The organism is Rhizobium sp. R693 (assembly GCF_002211315.1).
Taxonomy (GTDB): domain Bacteria; phylum Pseudomonadota; class Alphaproteobacteria; order Rhizobiales; family Rhizobiaceae; genus Rhizobium.
The window spans coordinates 390,329-409,319 of sequence record NZ_LOKY01000023.1 but is presented as its reverse complement, the minus strand read 5'-3'; the positions used below and the strand labels follow the sequence as shown (position 1 = coordinate 409,319).

Genomic DNA, 18,991 nt, shown 5'->3' with positions numbered 1-18,991 from the left:
TATTCCATCGGGGCGTGAATCTTTGAAACCGGATCAAGCTTCGGCATCGAGCGTTTCCACCACCACATTATGGTTCGTGTAGACGCAAATGTCGGCGGCAATATCGAGCGCGCGACGCGCGACCTCTTCGGCTGATTTGTCTGTGTCCATCAGGGCGCGCGCCGCAGCGAGCGCAAAATTGCCACCCGAACCGATCGCCATGGCGCCATGCTCGGGTTCAAGAACGTCGCCGTTGCCTGTTATCGCCAGCGTCACCGACTTGTCGGCGACGAGCATCATGGCTTCGAGGTTGCGGAGATACTTGTCCGTGCGCCAATCCTTAGCGAGTTCGACGGCGGCGCGCATCAGCTGGCCCGGATATTGTTCGAGCTTCTTTTCAAGACGTTCGAGGAGCGTGAAGGCATCCGCAGTGGCACCTGCGAAACCGGCAATGACTTCGCCTTTGCCGATCCGCCGCACCTTGCGGGCATTGCCCTTCATCACGGTTTGGCCGAGGCTGACCTGACCATCGCCGGCCATGATGACCTTGCCGCCCTTTCGAACTGTAATAATCGTTGTCATCCATTGCACCTTTGCCCGTCTACCGGGCTTGTTACGTCGAGCCGCACACCGGCCCTGTCGAGCCCTATGTAAGTGCGGACACGCCGATTGCAATCGGCGTCGTTTTCTGCTGTCGCGGTTCTGGATATTTCACGGCTTGCCTGATAAGGAACCCCCGTATTTCCTGATGGAGCAGCCATATGGCCGAGACCGCAAGCCGCACGGGTGCCGTGTCCCGCAAGACGAACGAGACTTCGGTTTCCGTTTCCGTCGATCTTGACGGCACCGGAAAGTCGAAAATTTCGACAGGCGTCGGCTTCTTCGATCATATGCTCGACCAATTGTCGCGACATTCGCTCATCGACATGGAGATCGAGACCAAGGGCGACCTCCACATCGACGATCACCATACGGTCGAAGACACTGGCATCGCGATCGGCCAAGCGATTGCCAAGGCGCTCGGCGATCGCCGCGGCATTGCGCGCTACGCATCGATTGATCTTGCCATGGACGAGACGATGACGAAGGCTGCGGTCGACCTCTCCGGTCGGCCTTTCCTCGTCTGGAATGTCGCCTTCAGCGCGCCGAAGATCGGCACGTTCGACACGGAACTCGTTCGTGAATTTTTCCAGGCGCTTGCCCAGAACGCCGGCATCACCTTGCATATTCTCAACCATTATGGTGCCAACAACCACCATATTGCAGAGACATGCTTCAAGGCCGTTGCCCGCGCACTGCGTACGGCGACAGAGATCGATCCGAGACAGGCGGGCCGTGTTCCCTCGACGAAGGGCACGCTCGTCTGAGCCCCCTGAGGGAGCTTGACGATATGACTTCCAGCTATCTGGTTCTGACCGCGCCCGGCGGAACGGACACAAACCACGAAAAGACGCGGTTCATTCGCGATGGCTTCACGGTGCTCGGGTTCCTCTTCCCCTGGATATGGCTGGCCTTCCATCGGCTTTGGCTCTACGCCGTCGCGGCATTTCTCCTGCAAACCCTCGGCGGCGCGCTGACAGACCGTGCAGACCTCTGGCCAGTCGGCCTCGCGATCACCTTCAGCACAAGTCTTCTGGTGGCGCTCGAGGGTCAGAACCTTCGCATCCGCGATCTGGTTGCGAAGGGCTGGGATGAGACCGACCTCGTTTCGGCCGACTCGCTCCCAACCGCAGAAGAGATCTATTTTTCGAATGTTCCGACCGATACCGGTGACAGCCGTCCGGCACCCTCGCCGCAATGGGATCCCACGGCCCATGCCCCGCGACACGGCAACGCCACCTCGCTCGGTCTCTTTGGTTTTGATGGAGGACGCTGATGCGCGTCGCAATTATAGATTACGGTTCCGGCAACCTGCGTTCGGCGACGAAAGCCTTCGAGCGAGCCGCGCGGGAAGCCGGCATCGATGCTGTGATCGACCTAACGGACAAGGCAGAGGCTGTCGCGGCCGCCGATCGCGTGGTGCTGCCGGGTGTCGGCGCCTATGCCGACTGCCGGCGCGGGCTCGATGCCGTTTCAGGCATGTCGGAAGCGCTGATCGACGCGGTCGAGAAGAAAGCCCGGCCGTTTCTCGGTATCTGCGTTGGCATGCAGCTGATGTCATCGCGCGGCCTCGAAAAGACGGTGACGAACGGTTTCGGATGGATTCCCGGCGACGTTGTTGAAATGACGCCTGGGGATGCCAATCTGAAGATCCCTCAGATTGGCTGGAACACACTGGATCTGAAATCCCCTCACCCGCTATTCGACGGCATTCCGACCGGACCGAGCGGGCTGCATGCCTATTTTGTGCATTCGTACCATCTGGCGGCGAACAACCCCCGCGACGTCATTGCGACCGCTGATTATGGCGGACCGATCACCGCTTTCGTCGGTCGCGACAACATGGCCGGAGCCCAGTTCCATCCCGAAAAGAGCCAGAAGCTCGGCCTCGCCCTGATCGCCAATTTCCTGCGCTGGAAGCCTTGAGCTCGCGCACTGCAAGGACTGACAGAATGATCCTATTTCCTGCAATCGACCTGAAGGATGGCCAGTGCGTTCGCCTCAAGCTCGGCGATATGGACCAAGCTACCGTTTACAATCCCGACCCTGGCGCCCAGGCGAAGGCCTTTGAAGATCAGGGATTCGAGTGGCTGCACGTCGTTGACTTGAACGGCGCTTTCGCCGGCGAAAGCGTAAACGGCGCTGCGGTCGATGCGATCCTGAAAGCGACGAAAAACCCGGTTCAGCTTGGTGGCGGCATCCGTACGCTCGACCATATCGAAAGCTGGCTATCGCGCGGCCTCGCCCGCGTCATTCTTGGCACGATCGCCGTGCGCGATCCGGCACTCGTGATTGAAGCCTGCAAGAAGTTTCCCGGCCGTGTTGCCGTTGGCATCGATGCCAAGGGCGGAAAAGTCGCCGTCGAGGGCTGGGCAGAGGCCTCCGAGCTCGGCGTCGTCGAACTCGCAAGGAAGTTCGAGGGCGCTGGCGTTGCCGCGATCATCTACACCGACATCGACCGTGACGGCATCCTCGCTGGCATCAACTGGCCGTCGACGCTCGAACTTGCCGAGGCCGTGTCGATCCCGGTAATCGCGTCCGGCGGACTGGCTTCGATCGAAGATGTGAAACGGATGCTCGAACCCGATGCACGCAAGCTCGAAGGTGCGATCTCCGGCCGCGCGCTGTATGATGGACGTATCGATCCGAAAGAGGCTTTGGCGCTGATTTCGGCCGCACGCGCGAAGGAGATTGCGCAATGACATTGAAGGCCCGCGTCATTCCCTGCCTCGACGTCAAGGACGGCCGCGTCGTCAAGGGCGTCAATTTCGTCAATCTGGTAGATGCCGGAGATCCGGTCGAGGCCGCCAAGGCTTACGACGCCGCCGGCGCCGACGAACTCTGCTTCCTCGACATTACCGCTTCTTCGGACAATCGCGAAACGATCTTCGACGTCGTGGCTCGTACTGCCGAGCAGTGCTTCATGCCCGTCACTGTCGGCGGCGGTGTTCGCACCATCGTTGACATTCGCAAACTGCTGCTTTGCGGCGCGGACAAGGTTTCGATCAATTCGGCCGCCGTCAACAATCCGGATTTCGTCGCGGAAGCTGCGGACAAGTTCGGCGACCAATGCATCGTCGTCTCAATCGACGCCAAGCGGCGGACCACCCCTGTCCAAGGCGATGTCAGTGCCTGGGAGATCTACACGCATGGTGGCCGCAACGCGACCGGCATCGACGCGGTGGATTTCGCGCGGAAAATGGTCGAGCGGGGTGCCGGCGAACTGCTTGTTACCTCGATGGATCGGGACGGAACGAAGGTCGGCTACGATCTCGAGTTGACACGCGCCATTGCGGATTCGGTTCGGGTGCCAGTGATCGCCTCAGGCGGCGTCGGTGACCTCGACGATCTTGTGGCGGGCGTCAAGGAGGGACATGCCAACGCCGTTCTCGCCGCATCGATCTTCCACTTCGGCACCTATTCCGTGGGCGAGGCGAAGCGCTATATGTCGTCCTGCGGCATCGACATGCGTCTGGACTGAGGGAACGCAGAATTATGAGCGAATTCACCCTTGCCGATCTCGAAAAGATCGTCGATGCGCGATCGAAGGCCTCGCCGGACGAATCCTGGACGGCAAAACTCGTTTCCGCGGGTCAGCCGAAAGCTGCCAAGAAACTAGGCGAAGAGGCGATTGAAGCGGTAATGGCAGCGATTGCCGATGATCGCGAGAACCTCACCTATGAAGCCGCCGACCTGCTTTATCACCTATTGGTCGTATTGAAGGTGGCGGGCATTCCGTTGCAAAGTGTCATGGCGGAGCTTGAGCGCCGTACTGCTCAATCCGGCCTGAAAGAAAAGGCGAGCCGGCAAAGTTCATGAGTATCGCAAGACAGCTCATAGGAGCGCCCGAGACGCTCGATCATTTTCAGGCGAACGCCTATTCGCCCTATCACTTCTTTTCTTCGGAGGAATGGGCGCGCTTCCGTGCGGATACGCCTCTCACTCTAAAGGGTGACGAGGTCAAACGGCTGCGCTCCATGGGCGACCCGATCGACCTTGACGAAGTGCGGCGAATCTATCTGTCGCTGTCGCGCCTTCTCTCAGCCCATGTGGAATCGTCTCAGCTGCTTTTCGAGCAGCGCAACCGCTTCCTCAGCCTCTCCAACGTCGCGAAGACGCCATTTGTGATCGGCATCGCGGGTTCGGTGGCCGTCGGCAAATCGACGACTGCCCGTATTCTGAAAGAACTGCTGTCACGCTGGCCGTCCAGTCCGAAAGTGGATCTCGTCACCACGGACGGCTTCCTGCATCCGAACGCCGTGCTGCAACGTGAAAACCTGATGCAGCGCAAGGGCTTTCCCGAGAGTTACGACACTGCGGCAATCCTACGTTTCCTGGCGGCGATCAAGGCCGGACAGCCAAACGTCAAGGCGCCGTCCTATTCGCATCTGGTCTATGACGTGCTGCCGAACGAGTACAAGATCGTCGACCGGCCCGACATTTTGATCTTCGAGGGCATCAACGTCCTGCAGTCGCGCGACCTGCCGGCCGGCGGCAAGATCGTTCCGATGGTCTCCGACTTCTTCGACTTCTCCATCTACATCGATGCGGACGAAAGCCGGATTCACGACTGGTATGTGACACGCTTCATGCGGCTGCGCGAAACGGCGTTCCGCGATCCCCACTCCTTCTTCCACCGCTATGCTTCGATCAGCGAAGGGGAAGCGCTGACGATCGCAGAAGGCCTCTGGGAAAACATCAACTTGAAGAACCTGCGCGAGAACATCCTGCCGACGCGCCCGCGCGCCGACCTGATCCTGCGCAAGGGCAACAATCACCTCATCGAGCAGGTCGCCCTAAGAAAGCTCTAAGCCGCTACCCGGCGAAGCGTCAGATTGATCCGGCCGCCGTTTTTCAGCAGCGTCGATGTCGACGGATAGATCTTGTCGACGCCGTGGAAACAAAGGCGCCCTTCCGCGCCCAAGATCACGATATCGCCGCTTGAAAGCTTGAAGGAAAGCGTAGGGTCGTTGCGCGCGAGGCCGCCGACGCGAAAAAGGCAGCTATTGCCAAGTGATATCGACACGACCGGCGCTGCGAGATCCTGTTCGTCCTTATCCTGATGCAGGCCCATGCGCGCCTCATCGGAGTAGAAGTTGATGAGGCAGGCCTGTGGCGGCTTGTCGTAGCCGGATACGTCGTTCCAGATTTCCAGTAACTCCGCCGGCATATCCGGCCACGGCTTGCCCGTGATGGGATGGGTCGGTTGGTAGCGATAGCCGTGCTCCTTGTCGGTGACCCAGCCGAGGGGGCCGCAGTTCGTCATGCGCACCGACATCGGCTTGCCGGTTCCGGGCATGACAGGCACGAAAAGTGGCGCATCCGCGACGATCGACCGGATGGTATCGACCAAAGCCTGCTGCCGGGGCCGGTCAAGATAGTCCGGCAAGTGATTGACGCCATTCGGCAGCTTCAGCATATCAATCTCCGAGCGGCCGGCCGCGCATCTTCTTCACTTCGGCGCGACCCGACTTCTCTTTCAGCCGGCGTTCGATCGATCCCTTTGTCGGCTTGGTTTTCTTCCGTGGCGGCGGCGGTGGTTTCGCGGCCTCGAGAATCAACTCCTTCAGCCGCTCGCGCGCGTCTTCGCGGTTGCGGTCCTGACTGCGGAAGCGGGTCGCTTCGATCATCAGAACGCCCTCCTTCGAGAGGCGCTTGCCGGCAAGCTTCACGGCATTCGCCTTCACGCGCTCGTTCAAGGAAGGTGAGTTGGGAATGTTGAAGAAGAGCTGGACGGCTGTCGAGACTTTGTTGACATTCTGCCCGCCGGGGCCACCGGCCAAGACGAACTGCTCCGTCAGCTCCCATCCGGCGATGGTGATTCGATCGTTGATATGAAGCGGGTCGCTGGCCATGCGATTTCTATCTCACATCGGCCGGTCCTTGGGAACAGACAAAGAAACCCGGCGGAGACCGCCGGGTTTCACGTGAATCATCAATGTTTTGGCCCGTCATTCAGCGGCAGCGCGAAACCCCGGGGCCGCATCGCGCACCCCGCCATCGACGTGGCCTTCGAACTTTGCGAAGTTCTCGATGAACATGGTCACGAGCTTGCCGGCCTGCGCGTCATAGGCGACCGGATCCTGCCACGTCGAACGCGGATCGAGGATTGCCGTGTCGACGCCCGGCACCGCGACTGGAACCGCAAAGCCGAAGTTCGGATCGACGCGGAAATCCGTCTTGCCGAGTTCACCCGAGAGCGCTGCGGCAAGCAGCGTGCGCGTTGCCTTGATCGGCATGCGCCTGCCGGCGCCGTAAGCACCGCCAGTCCAGCCCGTGTTGACCAGCCAGCATTCAACGCCGTGGCGACCGATGAGATCCTTCAAGAGATTGCCGTATTCCGACGGATGACGCGGCATGAACGGCGCGCCGAAGCAGGTCGAGAAGGTCGCTTCCGGCTCGGTTACACCGCGCTCGGTCCCCGCCACCTTGGCGGTGTAGCCGGACAAGAAGTGATACATGGCCTGGTCCGGCGTCAGCTTGGCGATCGGCGGCATGACGCCAAAGGCATCGGCCGTCAGCATGATGATCGTCTTCGGGTGACCGGCAAGACCAGTCTTCGAGGCGTTCGGAATGAAATCCAACGGGTAGGCACAACGCGTATTTTCCGTCAGTGAGCCATCGTTGAAGTCGGGCTCGCGCTGATCGTTCAGAACGACGTTTTCGAGAACGGTTCCGAAGCGCTGCGTCGTTGCATAGATTTCTGGCTCGGCTTCCGCCGACAGGCGGATCGTCTTGGCATAGCAGCCACCTTCAAAATTGAAGATGCCGTCCTCGCCCCAACCGTGCTCATCGTCGCCGATCAGCGTGCGGGCTGGATCTGCCGAGAGCGTCGTCTTGCCGGTGCCCGAGAGACCGAAGAAGACCGCGGCATCGCCGTCAGGGCCGACATTGGCCGAGCAGTGCATCGGCATGACGCTCTTTGCCGGCAGCAGGTAGTTCAGCACGGTGAACACCGATTTCTTCATCTCGCCGGCGTAAAGCGTACCGGCGATCAGCACTTCGCCGTTGGTCAGATCGCAGGCGATAACGGTTTCGCTGCGGCAACCGTAACGCGCCGGATCGGCCTTGAAGGTCGGCAGATTGATAATCGTCAGTTTAGGAACGAACGCCTCAAGGGCCGAGCGCTCCGGACGGATCAGCAGATTCCGAATGAACAGCGAGTGCCAGGCAAGTTCGGTGACGACACGTGTCGTCAGCGCGTTGTTCTCGTCGGCGCCGCCGATGAGATCCTGAACGAATAGATCCTTGCCGGCGGCATGAGCAAGCATGTCCTTTTTCAGGAGCGCGAAGTGCTCCGGCGACATCGGCTTGTTGTTGTCCCACCAGATCTGACCATCGGTGTTGGTGTCACGAACGACAAACTTATCCCGCGGCGAGCGCCCGGTGTGCTGCCCCGTCAGGGCCCGCAGGGCTCCATGGGCGGTCAGCTCAGCCTCGCCCCGGCGAATCGATTCTTCATAGAGAGAGGCGGCGGTAAAGTTATAGCGAGCGCTGTTTGCGCTCCCCAAACCGATCGTCGCCAGCTCTATCGCCGGGTTGTGGACTCCGAACAGCTCCATGGTCTTTTCCTTCCTTGAGGCTCGTGCCGTTAAGAACTAAGGGCGACCGTACGGGCGGATTTTTTAAAACGCAATAGAGAAAAATCAATAAAATGTAGTAATATCAAACTATTAATCGATTTAAATTTTCTGGCGATATTTTAAATCGTTTGAATCGGAGGTGGCTCGGCGAAGTCTCGATGCAGCTTTTGGTTGCCATCAAAACTTTACAACAATCCCACCCTTTATCTTTGCCACAATTTGTTCCACCTTTATCCCCATAAGCGCATCCGGTTCAGAAAGGCCGCCTGGGGGACCTTCAAAATTCCTGGAGACGCGCATAGATGACGGAGATGAATGCCATGCCGACAATCGCGCTCGTTGATGACGACCGCAACATCCTCACCTCGGTATCGATCGCACTTGAGGCTGAAGGATATAAGGTCGAGACTTATACGGACGGCGCATCCGCCCTCGACGGTCTTCTCGCGCGTCCGCCGCAGCTTGCGATCTTCGACATCAAGATGCCACGCATGGATGGCATGGAACTCTTGCGCCGCCTGCGACAGAAATCCGACATGCCGGTCATCTTCCTCACGTCCAAGGACGAGGAAATCGATGAGCTGTTCGGCCTGAAGATGGGCGCCGACGACTTCATCACCAAGCCATTCTCGCAGCGTCTGCTCGTCGAGCGCGTTCGCGCCGTGCTGCGCCGCGCATCAAGCCGCGAAGCCGCAGCCGCAGCAGGTGGTGCCGCCCCCAAGCCGGGCACGGCGCAGCAGCTCGCTCGTTCGCTTGAGCGTGGCCAGTTGGTCATGGATCAGGAACGCCACACCTGCACCTGGAAGGGTGAGCCGGTGACGCTGACGGTGACCGAATTCCTCATCCTGCACTCGCTGGCCCAACGACCGGGCGTCGTCAAAAGCCGTGACGCATTGATGGATGCGGCCTATGACGAGCAGGTCTATGTCGACGATCGCACCATCGACAGCCACATCAAGCGGCTTCGCAAGAAATTCAAGATGGTCGATACCGACTTTGATATGATTGAAACGCTTTACGGAGTGGGATACCGCTTCCGCGAAGCAGCCTGACGCCGAAGCGGCGCGGCATTAGAGAGTTGTCGAGAGCAGGCGATCGCGAAAGCGGTCCGCTCTCCGAAAGGGCCTGTCGTTGGCACAGTTGGTGCAGGAAAGGGATCTGGATGAGGCGGAAGGCGTAAGCAATCGCCGCGTCAGGGGACGACGCTGGTCGCATCCCTTCACGATCATCCGCCGCATCTTCGGCAACGCCGTCTTCTCGAGCCTCACGCGCCGCATCCTTTTCTTCAATCTCGCCGCACTTGTCGTTCTCGTCGGCGGCATTCTTTACCTCAATCAGTTCCGCGAAGGGCTGATCGACGCCCGCGTTGAAAGTCTCCTGACGCAGGGCGAAATCATCGCCGGCGCGGTCTCGGCTTCCGCTTCGGTGGACACCAATTCGATCACCATCGACCCGGAAAAACTGCTCGAACTGCAGGCTGGCCAGAGCATTACGCCGGTTCCAAACGACGAGGATCTCGAATTCCCGATTGATCCGGAGAAGGTCGCGCCGGTGTTGCGCCGACTAATCTCTCCAACCAGAACCCGTGCGCGAATTTTTGATGCCGATGCCAACCTGCTGCTCGACTCTCGCCACCTCTATTCACGCGGTCAGGTCCTGCGTTTTGATCTGCCGCCGGTCGATGACGAGGAGCAGACTTGGGGCCAGTGGTTCACGACGATCTTCAACAAGGTTCTGCAACCTGGGAACCTGCCCCTCTATAAAGAAGCGCCCGGCGGTGACGGCTCTATCTATCCCGAGGTCATGAACGCGCTGACCGGCGTGCGCGGCGCCGTGGTTCGCACCACCGAGAAGGGCGAGCTGATCGTCTCGGTCGCCGTTCCGATCCAACGCTTCCGCGCTGTGCTCGGTGTGCTGCTGTTATCGACGCAGGCCGGTGATATCGACAACATCGTCCACGCCGAGCGCCTGGGCATCATGCGCGTGTTTGGAGTCGCGACGCTTGTCAACGTTCTCCTGTCGCTCGTTTTATCCTCAACGATCGCCAACCCGCTGCGGCGCCTGTCGGCTGCCGCCATCCGTGTTCGCCGCGGCGCAAAGGAACGCGAAGAAATACCGGACTTTTCTGCCCGTCAAGACGAGATTGGCAACCTCTCCATTGCACTGCGTGAGATGACGACGGCTCTCTACGACCGTATCGACGCCATCGAAAGCTTTGCGGCCGACGTCAGCCACGAACTGAAGAACCCTCTGACGTCGCTCCGCAGCGCAGTCGAAACGCTGCCGCTTGCCAAAACGGACGACTCCAAGAAGCGGCTTCTTGATGTCATCCAGCATGACGTTCGACGGCTGGATCGCCTGATCAGCGATATTTCCGACGCCTCCCGCCTCGATGCCGAATTGGCGCGAGTCGATGCAGGCTCGGTCGATCTGGAAATCCTGCTTCGCGATCTTATCGACGTGTCGCGACAGATCCGCAGTCGCAAGAAAGAAGTGCAGATCGAGTTCGCCATCGAGCGCAAACCGGGCGTCAAGACACGCTTCGTGGTGAACGGCCACGACCTCCGGATCGGACAGATCGTTACCAATCTGATCGAGAACGCGCGCTCTTTCGTACCGGAGCATGACGGCAGGATCACCGTGCGGCTGGTCAGAACGCGCTCCCGCTGCATCGTTTACGTCGAGGATAACGGACCGGGCATTCAGGCGGAAAACATCGATCGCATCTTCGAGCGCTTCTATACCGATCGGCCTGAATCTGAAGGTTTCGGCCAGAATTCCGGCCTCGGTCTGTCGATCAGCCGCCAGATCGCCGAGGCTCATGGCGGTTCGCTGCGCGCAGAGAACATCATCGATCCCGAGAGCGAAAAGCTGCTCGGAGCGCGCTTCATCCTCGCCCTTCCCGCCAATACGACCGCATGACCGCCGCCCCTTCGAACATCCACGCAACCGCTATCGTCGTCGGCAGCACCGGTCTTCTTTTCATGGGCCCTTCGGGATGGGGAAAGTCGATGCTCGCCTTTGCCTGCATCGCCGAAGCCCAGCGCATGGGTATGTCGGCGATACTCGTTGCCGACGACCAGGTGCTGGTCTCGACACAGGCTGGAGCCGTGATGGCCACCTGCCCTGCCCCGATAGCCGGTTTGATCGAGTTGCGCGGCACTGGCATCGTGCAAGTGCCGCACGTCGCAAGCGCCGTCATGCACTATGCCATCCTGCCGGGAAGCGTGTCCGGAGAGAAACGACTGCCGCCCGAGGGCGAGCGAATGACTATTGTCGACGATATAGATCTGCCGGTCATTCGGTTGCTGGCTAATACTCCGGTACCGCTGGCGGCATTGCTGGCAAAGGCGCCGGATATCGGACGATAATGCCTGCGAAATCGGCAAATCCCGCCTGAAAAGTCGTATTTTTGTCTTGCACTTCGACTTTTCATCGCCAAGATGTGCCCCCACGGTGGACGCGATTGCTGCATTGCGATATTGGGCCCACCGTTTGCATACGCCACTAGGAGCAGTAATATCATGATCGGACTTGTGCTTGTCACTCATGGCAAGCTGGCTGAAGAGTTTCGTCATGCGGTCGAACACGTCGTCGGTCCTCAGAAATTCATCGAAACGGTCTGTATCGGTCCCGAAGACGACATGGATCAGCGACGGCAAGATATTCTGGAAGCAGTGTCCCGCGCCGACGACGGCCACGGAGTCGTCATCCTGACAGACATGTTCGGCGGTACTCCCTCCAACCTGGCAATATCAGTTATGAGCAGTGGCCACACCGAGGTCATCGCCGGTATGAATCTGCCGATGCTGATCAAGCTTGCAGGCGTGCGTGGCGAGAACAACATGGAAAAGGCGCTCGTCGAGGCCTCTGAAGCTGGACGGAAATACATCAACGTCGCGAGCCGCGTCCTTAGCGGCAAATAGTGAGCACACCGCGCCCCATGACGGCACTGTCCCGAGAAATTCTGATCATCAACAAGCGCGGACTGCACGCACGCGCTTCGGCAAAGTTCGTTCAACTCGTCGAGAATTTCGATGCTGCTATCACCGTTTCGAAAGACGGGATGACGGTCGGTGGGACTTCGATCATGGGATTGATGATGCTGGCGGCGAGTCCTGGTTCAAGCGTCCTTGTTTCGGCAAGCGGCAACCAAGCAGCACAGGCGCTTGATGCGCTTGACGAGCTGATCCAGAACCGGTTCGGTGAGGAAATGTGAGCTCCCTTCGGCTCATATAAACATATAAAGACTTCTTTATATCATTATTGCCTTCGCCATAGAAGCCTGCTAAACGGCCAGCATAGCCGCGCATGCCGCGTGGACGCTATCCGGCGCATACACGTGCGCTTTCGAATTTTGAGCCGCTTTTCAGCCTGGAGAACCCAATGAGCACTGAAAAAGATTATGTCGTCGCCGACATCGGCCTCGCGGACTTCGGCCGCAAGGAAATTACGATCGCAGAAACCGAGATGCCGGGCCTGATGGCCTGCCGCGCAGAATTCGGCGAAGCAAAGCCGCTGAAGGGCGCGCGCATAACCGGCTCGCTGCACATGACGATCCAGACGGCCGTTCTCATCGAAACGCTCGTTGCACTTGGCGCCGAAGTCCGCTGGGCTTCGTGCAACATCTTCTCGACGCAGGATCACGCCGCCGCGGCCATCGCCGCGTCCGGCGTTCCGGTTTTTGCCATCAAGGGCGAGTCGCTGGAAGACTACTGGGTTTACACCGACAAGATCTTCCAGTGGGCTGATGGCGGTCTTTCCAACATGATCCTCGATGACGGCGGCGACGCCACCATGTACATCCTGCTCGGCGCCCGCGCCGAAGCCGGCGAGGACGTGCTCTCCAAGCCGCATTCCGAAGAAGAAGAAATCCTTTTCGCACAGATCAAGAAGCGTCTTGCCGCTTCGCCGGGCTGGTTCACCAAGCAGCGCGACGCGATCAAGGGCGTAACCGAAGAAACCACGACCGGCGTGAACCGTCTGTACCAGTTGAGCCAGAAGGGCCTCCTTCCCTTCCCGGCGATCAACGTCAACGACTCGGTAACCAAGTCGAAGTTCGACAACAAGTACGGCTGCAAGGAATCACTGGTCGACGGCATCCGCCGTGGCACGGACGTCATGATGGCCGGCAAGGTCGCTGTCGTCTGCGGATATGGTGACGTTGGCAAGGGCTCGGCCGCTTCGCTTCAGGGTGCTGGTGCCCGCGTCAAGGTGACGGAAGTCGATCCGATCTGCGCGCTTCAAGCTGCCATGGACGGTTTCGAAGTCGTCACGCTGGAAGACGTCGTGTCTTCCGCCGACATCTTCATCACCACGACAGGCAACAAGGACGTCATTCGCATCGACCACATGCGTCAGATGAAGGACATGGCGATCGTCGGCAACATCGGCCACTTCGACAACGAAATCGAAGTTGCAGCGCTGCGTAACCTGAAGTGGACCAACATCAAGCCGCAGGTCGACCTGATCGAGTTTCCGAAGGGCAACCGCATCATCCTGCTCTCGGAAGGCCGCCTGCTCAACCTCGGCAACGCGACTGGCCATCCGTCCTTCGTCATGTCGGCTTCGTTCACCAACCAGACGCTGGCGCAGATCGAGCTGTTCACCAAGACCGGTCAGTACCAGAACCAGGTCTACATCCTGCCGAAGCACCTCGACGAGAAGGTTGCACGCCTGCATCTCGACAAGCTCGGCGTGAAGCTGACGCAGCTTTCCGAAGAACAGGCCGCCTATATCGGCGTCACGCCGCAGGGTCCGTTCAAGGCAGACCACTACAGATATTAATCGCCAGATCAATATCCACAACATCTAGAGGGCGCCGCATTGACAAATGCGGCGCCCTTATTTTTTGACACACATCTTCCCGCCGATTCCCTTCCGAAGTATTGTTTTAACACTCGATTCGTGGCCACGGACGTGTCCGTTTGCTTCGAAAATGGGATGTCTTGTCGTGATGCGGCACATTAAAGGACGGAGACATACCGCGCATGTCGGAAATGATGCACAGCCTGGTGGAACAGGCGGAGGATGGCGCTCACGCTGACTCCTGCCCGCTTTATCCAGGTGAACGGAAACCTGTCGGCAACTCAAAGACCATCGCCGAGAAGCCAGGAATACTGGCTCGTGTCGCACGGATTTTTGCTGCGGGCACCGCAATCGCATCGGTTGCGCCGCCGGTTTTCGCACAGGTCGAAGCTGAGGCTGTCGCATCTGCGCATCTTTTCACCTCGTCGCAGGTGGTCGGTCTCTCGGTCGTGATCGGTGTGATCTCCGCCGCGCTGCTTTCAACCCTCTGGGTTGTACGTCAGCGCGGCAACCTCGAAAGCGAGAGCCGCGAAATCCGCTCGGCACTCTCGGACGCACAACAACGCATCTCGCAATATCAGGCGCTGATCGCCGACAAGAATCGCCGCATCGTTATCTGGGATGGCAATGAGCGCCCTGAGCTTATTGGTCAGCTGCCGGCGGAAACCGGCGCGCCACAAGACAGCGAATTCCTTGCTTTTGGGCTGTGGCTCAAGTCGCGCTCCGCATCCGAGCTCGAGCGCGCGATCGATCGCCTGCGCGGCTCAGCTCATAGCTTCGACATGGTCGTTGAAACCCATCGCGAGGAAATTCTTGAAGCACAGGGGCGGGTTTCCGGCGGTCGCGCATTTGTCCGGTTCGTGGCGCTGAACAATCTCCGAGCCGAGCTTGCCGAGCTTAAGATCGAGCGGGACAGACTGCTGTCGTCCATCTCGGCGTTTCAGAGCATGCTCGATGCAATCGATCTGCCGGCATGGCAGCGTGATAGCGAAGGCCGGCTGACCTGGGTCAACCATGCCTACGGCGAAGCCGTCGAAGCAACCACGCCGGCGCAAGCGATCGGTGAGGGCCGGGAATTTCTGACGACCGTTGCCCGCGAGCGAATCCGCGCTGCCGCCACCACCGAGTCGCCTTTCCACGACAAGATTTCGACCGTAGTGCGCGGCAACCGCACTTTCTTCGATGTTGTCGATGTCAAAGTCCCAAGCGGCTCAGCCGGCATAGCCGTCGATGTTTCCGGCATCGAAGCCGTTCGCGCGGAGCTCGAGCGAACATTGAAGAGCCACGCCGAGACCCTTGATCATCTCGCGACCCCAGTGGCGATCTTCGGCGGCGACCGGCGGCTGCAGTTCTACAATCAGGCGTTCGTCTCGCTCTGGGAGCTCGATATCACTTTCCTCGAGAGCCGGCCCGACAACGCCGAACTGCTGGAGCGGCTACGAGCTGCGAAAAAGCTGCCGGATCAGCTGAACTGGAAATCCTGGAAGGAAGCCGCGCTTTCGGTCTACCGCGCGCTCGATACCCAATCGGACCTTTGGCACTTGCCGAACGGCCAGACGCTGCGGGTTTTCGCAACAGCGCATCCGCAGGGCGGCGCCACCTGGGTGTTCGAGAACCTGACCGAGCAGGTCGATCTTGAGACACGCTACAACACGCTTCTCAAGGTTCAAGGCGAGACGATCGACCATCTCTCGGAGGGTGTTGCCGTCTTTGGGCCAGACGGACGCATTCGCCTCTCGAATCCCGCCTTCCGTGCGCTCTGGGGAATCACCGAGGCTGAGGCGAAGCCCGGCACGCATATCCGCGCCCTTGGCGATGCATGCTCTCAATCCTATGACCGTCCAGACGGATGGAAGACCTTCGCCGAGTTGATCACCAGCTTTGACGACGAGCGCCGCTCCAGCCAGGGAACGCTCGAGTTGTTCTCGGGTCTCGTGCTTGACTACGCTGTCATTCCGTTGCCGAATGCACAGACGATGTTGACCTTCGTCAACATGACCGACAGCGTTCGCGCCGAGCGCGCGTTGACGGAAAAGAACGAAGCGCTACGCAAGGCGGACGAACTCAAGAACGACTTCGTCCAGCATGTCTCCTACGAACTGCGCTCGCCACTGACCAACATCATCGGCTTCACCGATCTGCTGCGCACGCCCGGACTCGGACCACTGAACGACCGGCAGGCAGAGTATATCGATCACATTTCGACCTCGTCTTCCGTCCTTCTGACGCTGGTCAACGATATCCTCGATCTTGCCACAGTCGACGCCGGGATCATGCACCTGAATTACTCGCCGATCGATCTCGGCGACCTGCTCGACGACGTATCGATGCAGATTGCTGACAGGCTGCAGGAAAGCGGCGTGACGCTAGAGATTACCGCCCCGGCGCATCTGGGCTCGATCATTGCTGACCCGCAAAGACTGAAGCAGATCCTCGTAAAGCTGCTTTCCAACGCCGCCAACTTCTCTCCGGAAGGCTCATCAATCGCGCTGGAATGCCGGCGCGACGGGACAGATTTTGTCTTCTCCGTCAGCGATCGTGGCCCAGGTATTTCGCAGGACATGATCGCCAACGTGTTCGACCGATTCGCCACCGGTGCAAAGAGTGGCAAGAGGGGCGGCGCAGGACTCGGGCTCTCGATCGTCGACAGCTTCGTCAGTCTCCACCACGGGACGGTCACCATCGACAGTCAACCAGGCAAGGGCACGATCGTGACCTGCCGGATTCCTTCGATCGATCTCCCGACGTCCGTCGCAGCCGAATGATGACTCCTGTCATTTCCCTCTTCCTAAAGGATGAGGCGGAAACAACCCGCTTTGGGGAGGATCTTGCGCTGGCACTGAGGCAAGGTGATTGCCTTGCGCTTTCGGGTGACCTCGGCGCCGGAAAATCTTCACTTGCCCGCGCGTTTCTGCGCGCGATGGCTGATGACGACGATCTTGAGGTGCCAAGCCCCACCTTCACCCTGGTGCAAAGCTATAACCTGCGCATACCAGTCGCGCATTTCGATCTCTACCGCCTCGGAGATCCGGCCGAACTGACCGAACTTGGCTTCGACGAGGCTCTCCAGGACGGCATCTGTCTGGTGGAGTGGCCAGAGATGGCGAGCGACGAGCTGCCGGCAGACCGGATTGCACTGAAGCTGGAGCACGAGGGCCAAGGTCGGCAGGTGACCATTGCGGCGCCGGACAAGCAGGCTGCCCGAATCCGTCGCGTCCTCGCGATCCGCGATTTCCTCGATGCCGCGGGATATCCCTTTGCGAAACGTCGTTTCCTTACCGGTGATGCATCTCTCCGCGCCTACGAGGCCGTTTATCCCGGTGATGGAAAGCGCCGCATTCTGATGGATTGGCCGCCGCTGCCGGAAGGGCCCCCGGTTCTGGACGGCAAGCCATATCCGAAGGTCGCGCATCTTGCAGAGAATGCCTATCCCTTTGTCGCCATTGCAAATGCGCTCCGGCAGGAGGGCTTTGCAGCACCGGAGGTCTACCGGGTCGACTACGACCAAGGCATTCTGCTGCTGGAGGACCTTGGCGTCGACGGCGTTCTGGACGTGCAGGGCCTGCCTATGGCCGATCGTTACCGGGCAAGCGTCGCCTGCCTGGCGCATCTCCACTCGCTGGCGATCCCGCAGGACATCCGCGTGACGGATAGCCATGTCCACCACATCCCGGATTTCGACCGAACGGCGATGAAGATGGAAGTGCGCCTCGTTCTCGACTGGCATCTCCCCTGGAAGCGTGGGGGTACTGCTGCCAGTGACGCGGAGCGCGATGAATACCTCGCCATCTGGGATGGTCTGATCGACGAATTGGAGACCTCCGAAAAAGGGCTTCTCCTTCGTGATTTTCACTCACCGAATATCATCTGGCGAGAGAATGAGGCGGGGATTGCACGCGTCGGACTGATCGATTTCCAAGATGCGATGATCGGCCCCACTGCCTACGACCTCGCGTCGATCGCGCAGGACGCGCGCGTCACGATCGCAGCCGATCTCTTCCAGCAATTGATGGACGACTATCTGACGCTACGCAGAGCACAAGGCGGCTTCGACGAGGCTCGCTTCCTGAAGAGTTGGGCCATCATGTCGGCACAACGCAACTGCAAGCTTGCCGGGCTATGGGTTCGCCTGATGCAAAGGGACGGAAAGCCGGGCTATATGAAGCATATGCCGCGCACGCTCGCCTATCTTTCCGTTGCGTTAGAACACGAAGCGCTTGCCCCCTTGCGCGACTGGCTCGTAAGGGCTGGAATAGTGCCAAGCGAATCATAATTTCTCGGATCAAATGAGCATCAAGCAAGCCATGGTCCTTGCTGCAGGTCTTGGAACCCGCATGCGGCCAATCACCGACACCATCCCGAAACCGCTCGTGAAGATCGACGGTAAGGCGATGATTGATTACGCGCTGGATTCGCTTGCGGAGGCCGGCGTGGAACGTGTCGTGGTCAATGTTCATCACCACGCCGACCAGATGCTGGCCCACCTGGCTTCCTACAAAGACCTCGAGATCATTGTTTCCGACGAACGCGAGAAACTGATGAACAACGGCGGCGGGCTTGCAAAGGGGCTGAAGCTGCTTGCGCCCGGCAAGGTGTTCGTTACGAATGCCGACCTTTTCTGGATCGGAGAGCGTCTGGGCGTTCCAAGCAATCTGACACGCTTAGCCGGATTCTTCCAGCCACAAAGTATGGACATGGCCATGCTCTGTGTAAAGTTGGAAGATACCACCGGGCATAACGGCAAGAACGATTTCAATATGGCCGGGGATGGCCGGTTGACGCGCTTTGCCGAATCCGGCCCCGGCCCGGTCGTCTATGCCGGCGCGATCGCCATGGACACATCGTTCCTCGATGACGCTCCGACCGAGCCATTCAACCTCAATCTCTATTTCGACAAGGCGATCTCCCGGGGACGGCTTTACGGCACAGTGCTCGAAGGACACTGGCTTACGGTCGGCACGCCCGAGGCGATCGGTGAAGCGGAGGAAACGATCCGGCGATACCGGACGTTTGCATGACCG

20 protein-coding genes are annotated in these 18,991 nt (G+C 59.4%); 16 read left to right on the top strand and 4 right to left on the bottom strand.

Translation table 11 applies throughout. From position 1 onward, the window contains the following. Positions 1-33: 33 nt before the first annotated feature. Positions 34-561: an ATP-dependent protease subunit HslV gene (gene hslV / locus ATY79_RS19575; RefSeq protein ID WP_088693219.1), complete on the bottom strand. Its 528-nt coding sequence runs from the start codon at positions 559-561 to the stop codon at positions 34-36. A 179-nt stretch (positions 562-740) separates the two neighbouring features. Between hslV and hisB the strand changes: the two genes are divergently transcribed. From hisB to coaA, 7 genes are read left to right on the top strand one after another with little or no spacing between them, the layout of a single operon-like run. Beyond that, a complete protein-coding gene (hisB, locus tag ATY79_RS19570; RefSeq protein ID WP_088693218.1) occupies positions 741-1,346 on the top strand; it encodes an imidazoleglycerol-phosphate dehydratase HisB in 606 nt (201 codons plus the stop codon). A 23-nt stretch (positions 1,347-1,369) separates the two neighbouring features. Continuing rightward, positions 1,370-1,855, top strand: coding sequence for a DUF2628 domain-containing protein (locus ATY79_RS19565; RefSeq protein WP_088693217.1), 486 nt, complete (start codon positions 1,370-1,372; stop codon positions 1,853-1,855). Next, positions 1,855-2,505, top strand: coding sequence for an imidazole glycerol phosphate synthase subunit HisH (gene hisH / locus ATY79_RS19560; RefSeq protein ID WP_088693216.1), 651 nt, complete (start codon positions 1,855-1,857; stop codon positions 2,503-2,505). Before ATY79_RS19565 ends, hisH begins: the two co-directional genes overlap by 1 nt. A gap of 26 nt (positions 2,506-2,531) precedes the next feature. Beyond that, positions 2,532-3,281: a 1-(5-phosphoribosyl)-5-[(5-phosphoribosylamino)methylideneamino]imidazole-4-carboxamide isomerase gene (gene hisA, locus ATY79_RS19555; RefSeq protein ID WP_088704631.1), complete on the top strand. Its 750-nt coding sequence runs from the start codon at positions 2,532-2,534 to the stop codon at positions 3,279-3,281. Further along, the gene (gene hisF / locus ATY79_RS19550; RefSeq protein ID WP_088693214.1) at positions 3,278-4,060 is read left to right on the top strand and encodes an imidazole glycerol phosphate synthase subunit HisF; all 783 of its coding nucleotides are present in this window, start codon (positions 3,278-3,280) and stop codon (positions 4,058-4,060) included. The genes hisA and hisF overlap by 4 nt, the downstream gene beginning before the upstream one ends. Before the next feature lie 14 nt (positions 4,061-4,074). Beyond that, the gene (locus tag ATY79_RS19545; protein ID WP_025583058.1) at positions 4,075-4,398 is read left to right on the top strand and encodes a phosphoribosyl-ATP diphosphatase; all 324 of its coding nucleotides are present in this window, start codon (positions 4,075-4,077) and stop codon (positions 4,396-4,398) included. Further along, positions 4,395-5,390: a type I pantothenate kinase gene (gene coaA / locus ATY79_RS19540; RefSeq protein ID WP_088693213.1), complete on the top strand. Its 996-nt coding sequence runs from the start codon at positions 4,395-4,397 to the stop codon at positions 5,388-5,390. The genes ATY79_RS19545 and coaA overlap by 4 nt, the downstream gene beginning before the upstream one ends. On the opposite strand, the gene ATY79_RS19535 is transcribed toward coaA, so the two are convergent. From ATY79_RS19535 to ATY79_RS19525, 3 genes are all read right to left on the bottom strand, one after another. Then, entirely contained in the window at positions 5,387-5,998 is a 612-nt protein-coding gene (locus tag ATY79_RS19535; protein WP_088693212.1) for an alpha-ketoglutarate-dependent dioxygenase AlkB, read from the bottom strand. The two genes, coaA and ATY79_RS19535, sit on opposite strands and share 4 nt — an antisense overlap. A 1-nt stretch (position 5,999) precedes the next feature. Next, positions 6,000-6,434 (bottom strand): alternative ribosome rescue aminoacyl-tRNA hydrolase ArfB, encoded by a 435-nt coding sequence (gene arfB / locus ATY79_RS19530; RefSeq protein ID WP_088693211.1) that lies wholly within the window; start codon positions 6,432-6,434, stop codon positions 6,000-6,002. A 96-nt stretch (positions 6,435-6,530) separates the two neighbouring features. After that, positions 6,531-8,141 carry a phosphoenolpyruvate carboxykinase gene (locus tag ATY79_RS19525; RefSeq protein WP_088693210.1) on the bottom strand — a complete coding sequence of 537 codons (1,611 nt, stop codon included), beginning with the start codon at positions 8,139-8,141 and terminating at the stop codon, positions 6,531-6,533. A gap of 341 nt (positions 8,142-8,482) precedes the next feature. On the opposite strand from ATY79_RS19525, the gene ATY79_RS19520 reads away from it, so the two are divergent. The 9 genes from ATY79_RS19520 (at position 8,483) to ATY79_RS19480 (ending at position 18,988) form a co-directional block, all read left to right on the top strand. Next, entirely contained in the window at positions 8,483-9,214 is a 732-nt protein-coding gene (locus tag ATY79_RS19520; protein ID WP_189637167.1) for a response regulator transcription factor, read from the top strand. A 106-nt stretch (positions 9,215-9,320) separates the two neighbouring features. Further along, positions 9,321-11,084, top strand: coding sequence for a sensor histidine kinase (locus ATY79_RS19515; protein WP_245306847.1), 1,764 nt, complete (start codon positions 9,321-9,323; stop codon positions 11,082-11,084). Then, positions 11,081-11,533, top strand: coding sequence for a serine/threonine protein kinase (locus tag ATY79_RS19510; RefSeq protein WP_088704630.1), 453 nt, complete (start codon positions 11,081-11,083; stop codon positions 11,531-11,533). Before ATY79_RS19515 ends, ATY79_RS19510 begins: the two co-directional genes overlap by 4 nt. A gap of 153 nt (positions 11,534-11,686) precedes the next feature. Then, positions 11,687-12,088 (top strand): PTS sugar transporter subunit IIA, encoded by a 402-nt coding sequence (locus ATY79_RS19505; protein WP_007528763.1) that lies wholly within the window; start codon positions 11,687-11,689, stop codon positions 12,086-12,088. A gap of 17 nt (positions 12,089-12,105) precedes the next feature. Beyond that, positions 12,106-12,381 (top strand): HPr family phosphocarrier protein, encoded by a 276-nt coding sequence (locus ATY79_RS19500; RefSeq protein WP_007798031.1) that lies wholly within the window; start codon positions 12,106-12,108, stop codon positions 12,379-12,381. Positions 12,382-12,548: 167 nt separating this feature from the next. Continuing rightward, positions 12,549-13,949, top strand: coding sequence for an adenosylhomocysteinase (gene ahcY / locus ATY79_RS19495; protein WP_088704645.1), 1,401 nt, complete (start codon positions 12,549-12,551; stop codon positions 13,947-13,949). A gap of 203 nt (positions 13,950-14,152) precedes the next feature. Next, positions 14,153-16,735 (top strand): PAS domain-containing sensor histidine kinase, encoded by a 2,583-nt coding sequence (locus tag ATY79_RS19490; RefSeq protein ID WP_088704629.1) that lies wholly within the window; start codon positions 14,153-14,155, stop codon positions 16,733-16,735. Continuing rightward, positions 16,735-18,243: a tRNA (adenosine(37)-N6)-threonylcarbamoyltransferase complex ATPase subunit type 1 TsaE gene (tsaE, locus tag ATY79_RS19485; protein ID WP_189637163.1), complete on the top strand. Its 1,509-nt coding sequence runs from the start codon at positions 16,735-16,737 to the stop codon at positions 18,241-18,243. The genes ATY79_RS19490 and tsaE overlap by 1 nt, the downstream gene beginning before the upstream one ends. 13 nt (positions 18,244-18,256) lie before the next feature. Beyond that, the gene (locus ATY79_RS19480) at positions 18,257-18,988 is read left to right on the top strand and encodes a nucleotidyltransferase family protein (protein WP_088693203.1); all 732 of its coding nucleotides are present in this window, start codon (positions 18,257-18,259) and stop codon (positions 18,986-18,988) included. Positions 18,989-18,991 lie beyond the last annotated feature (3 nt).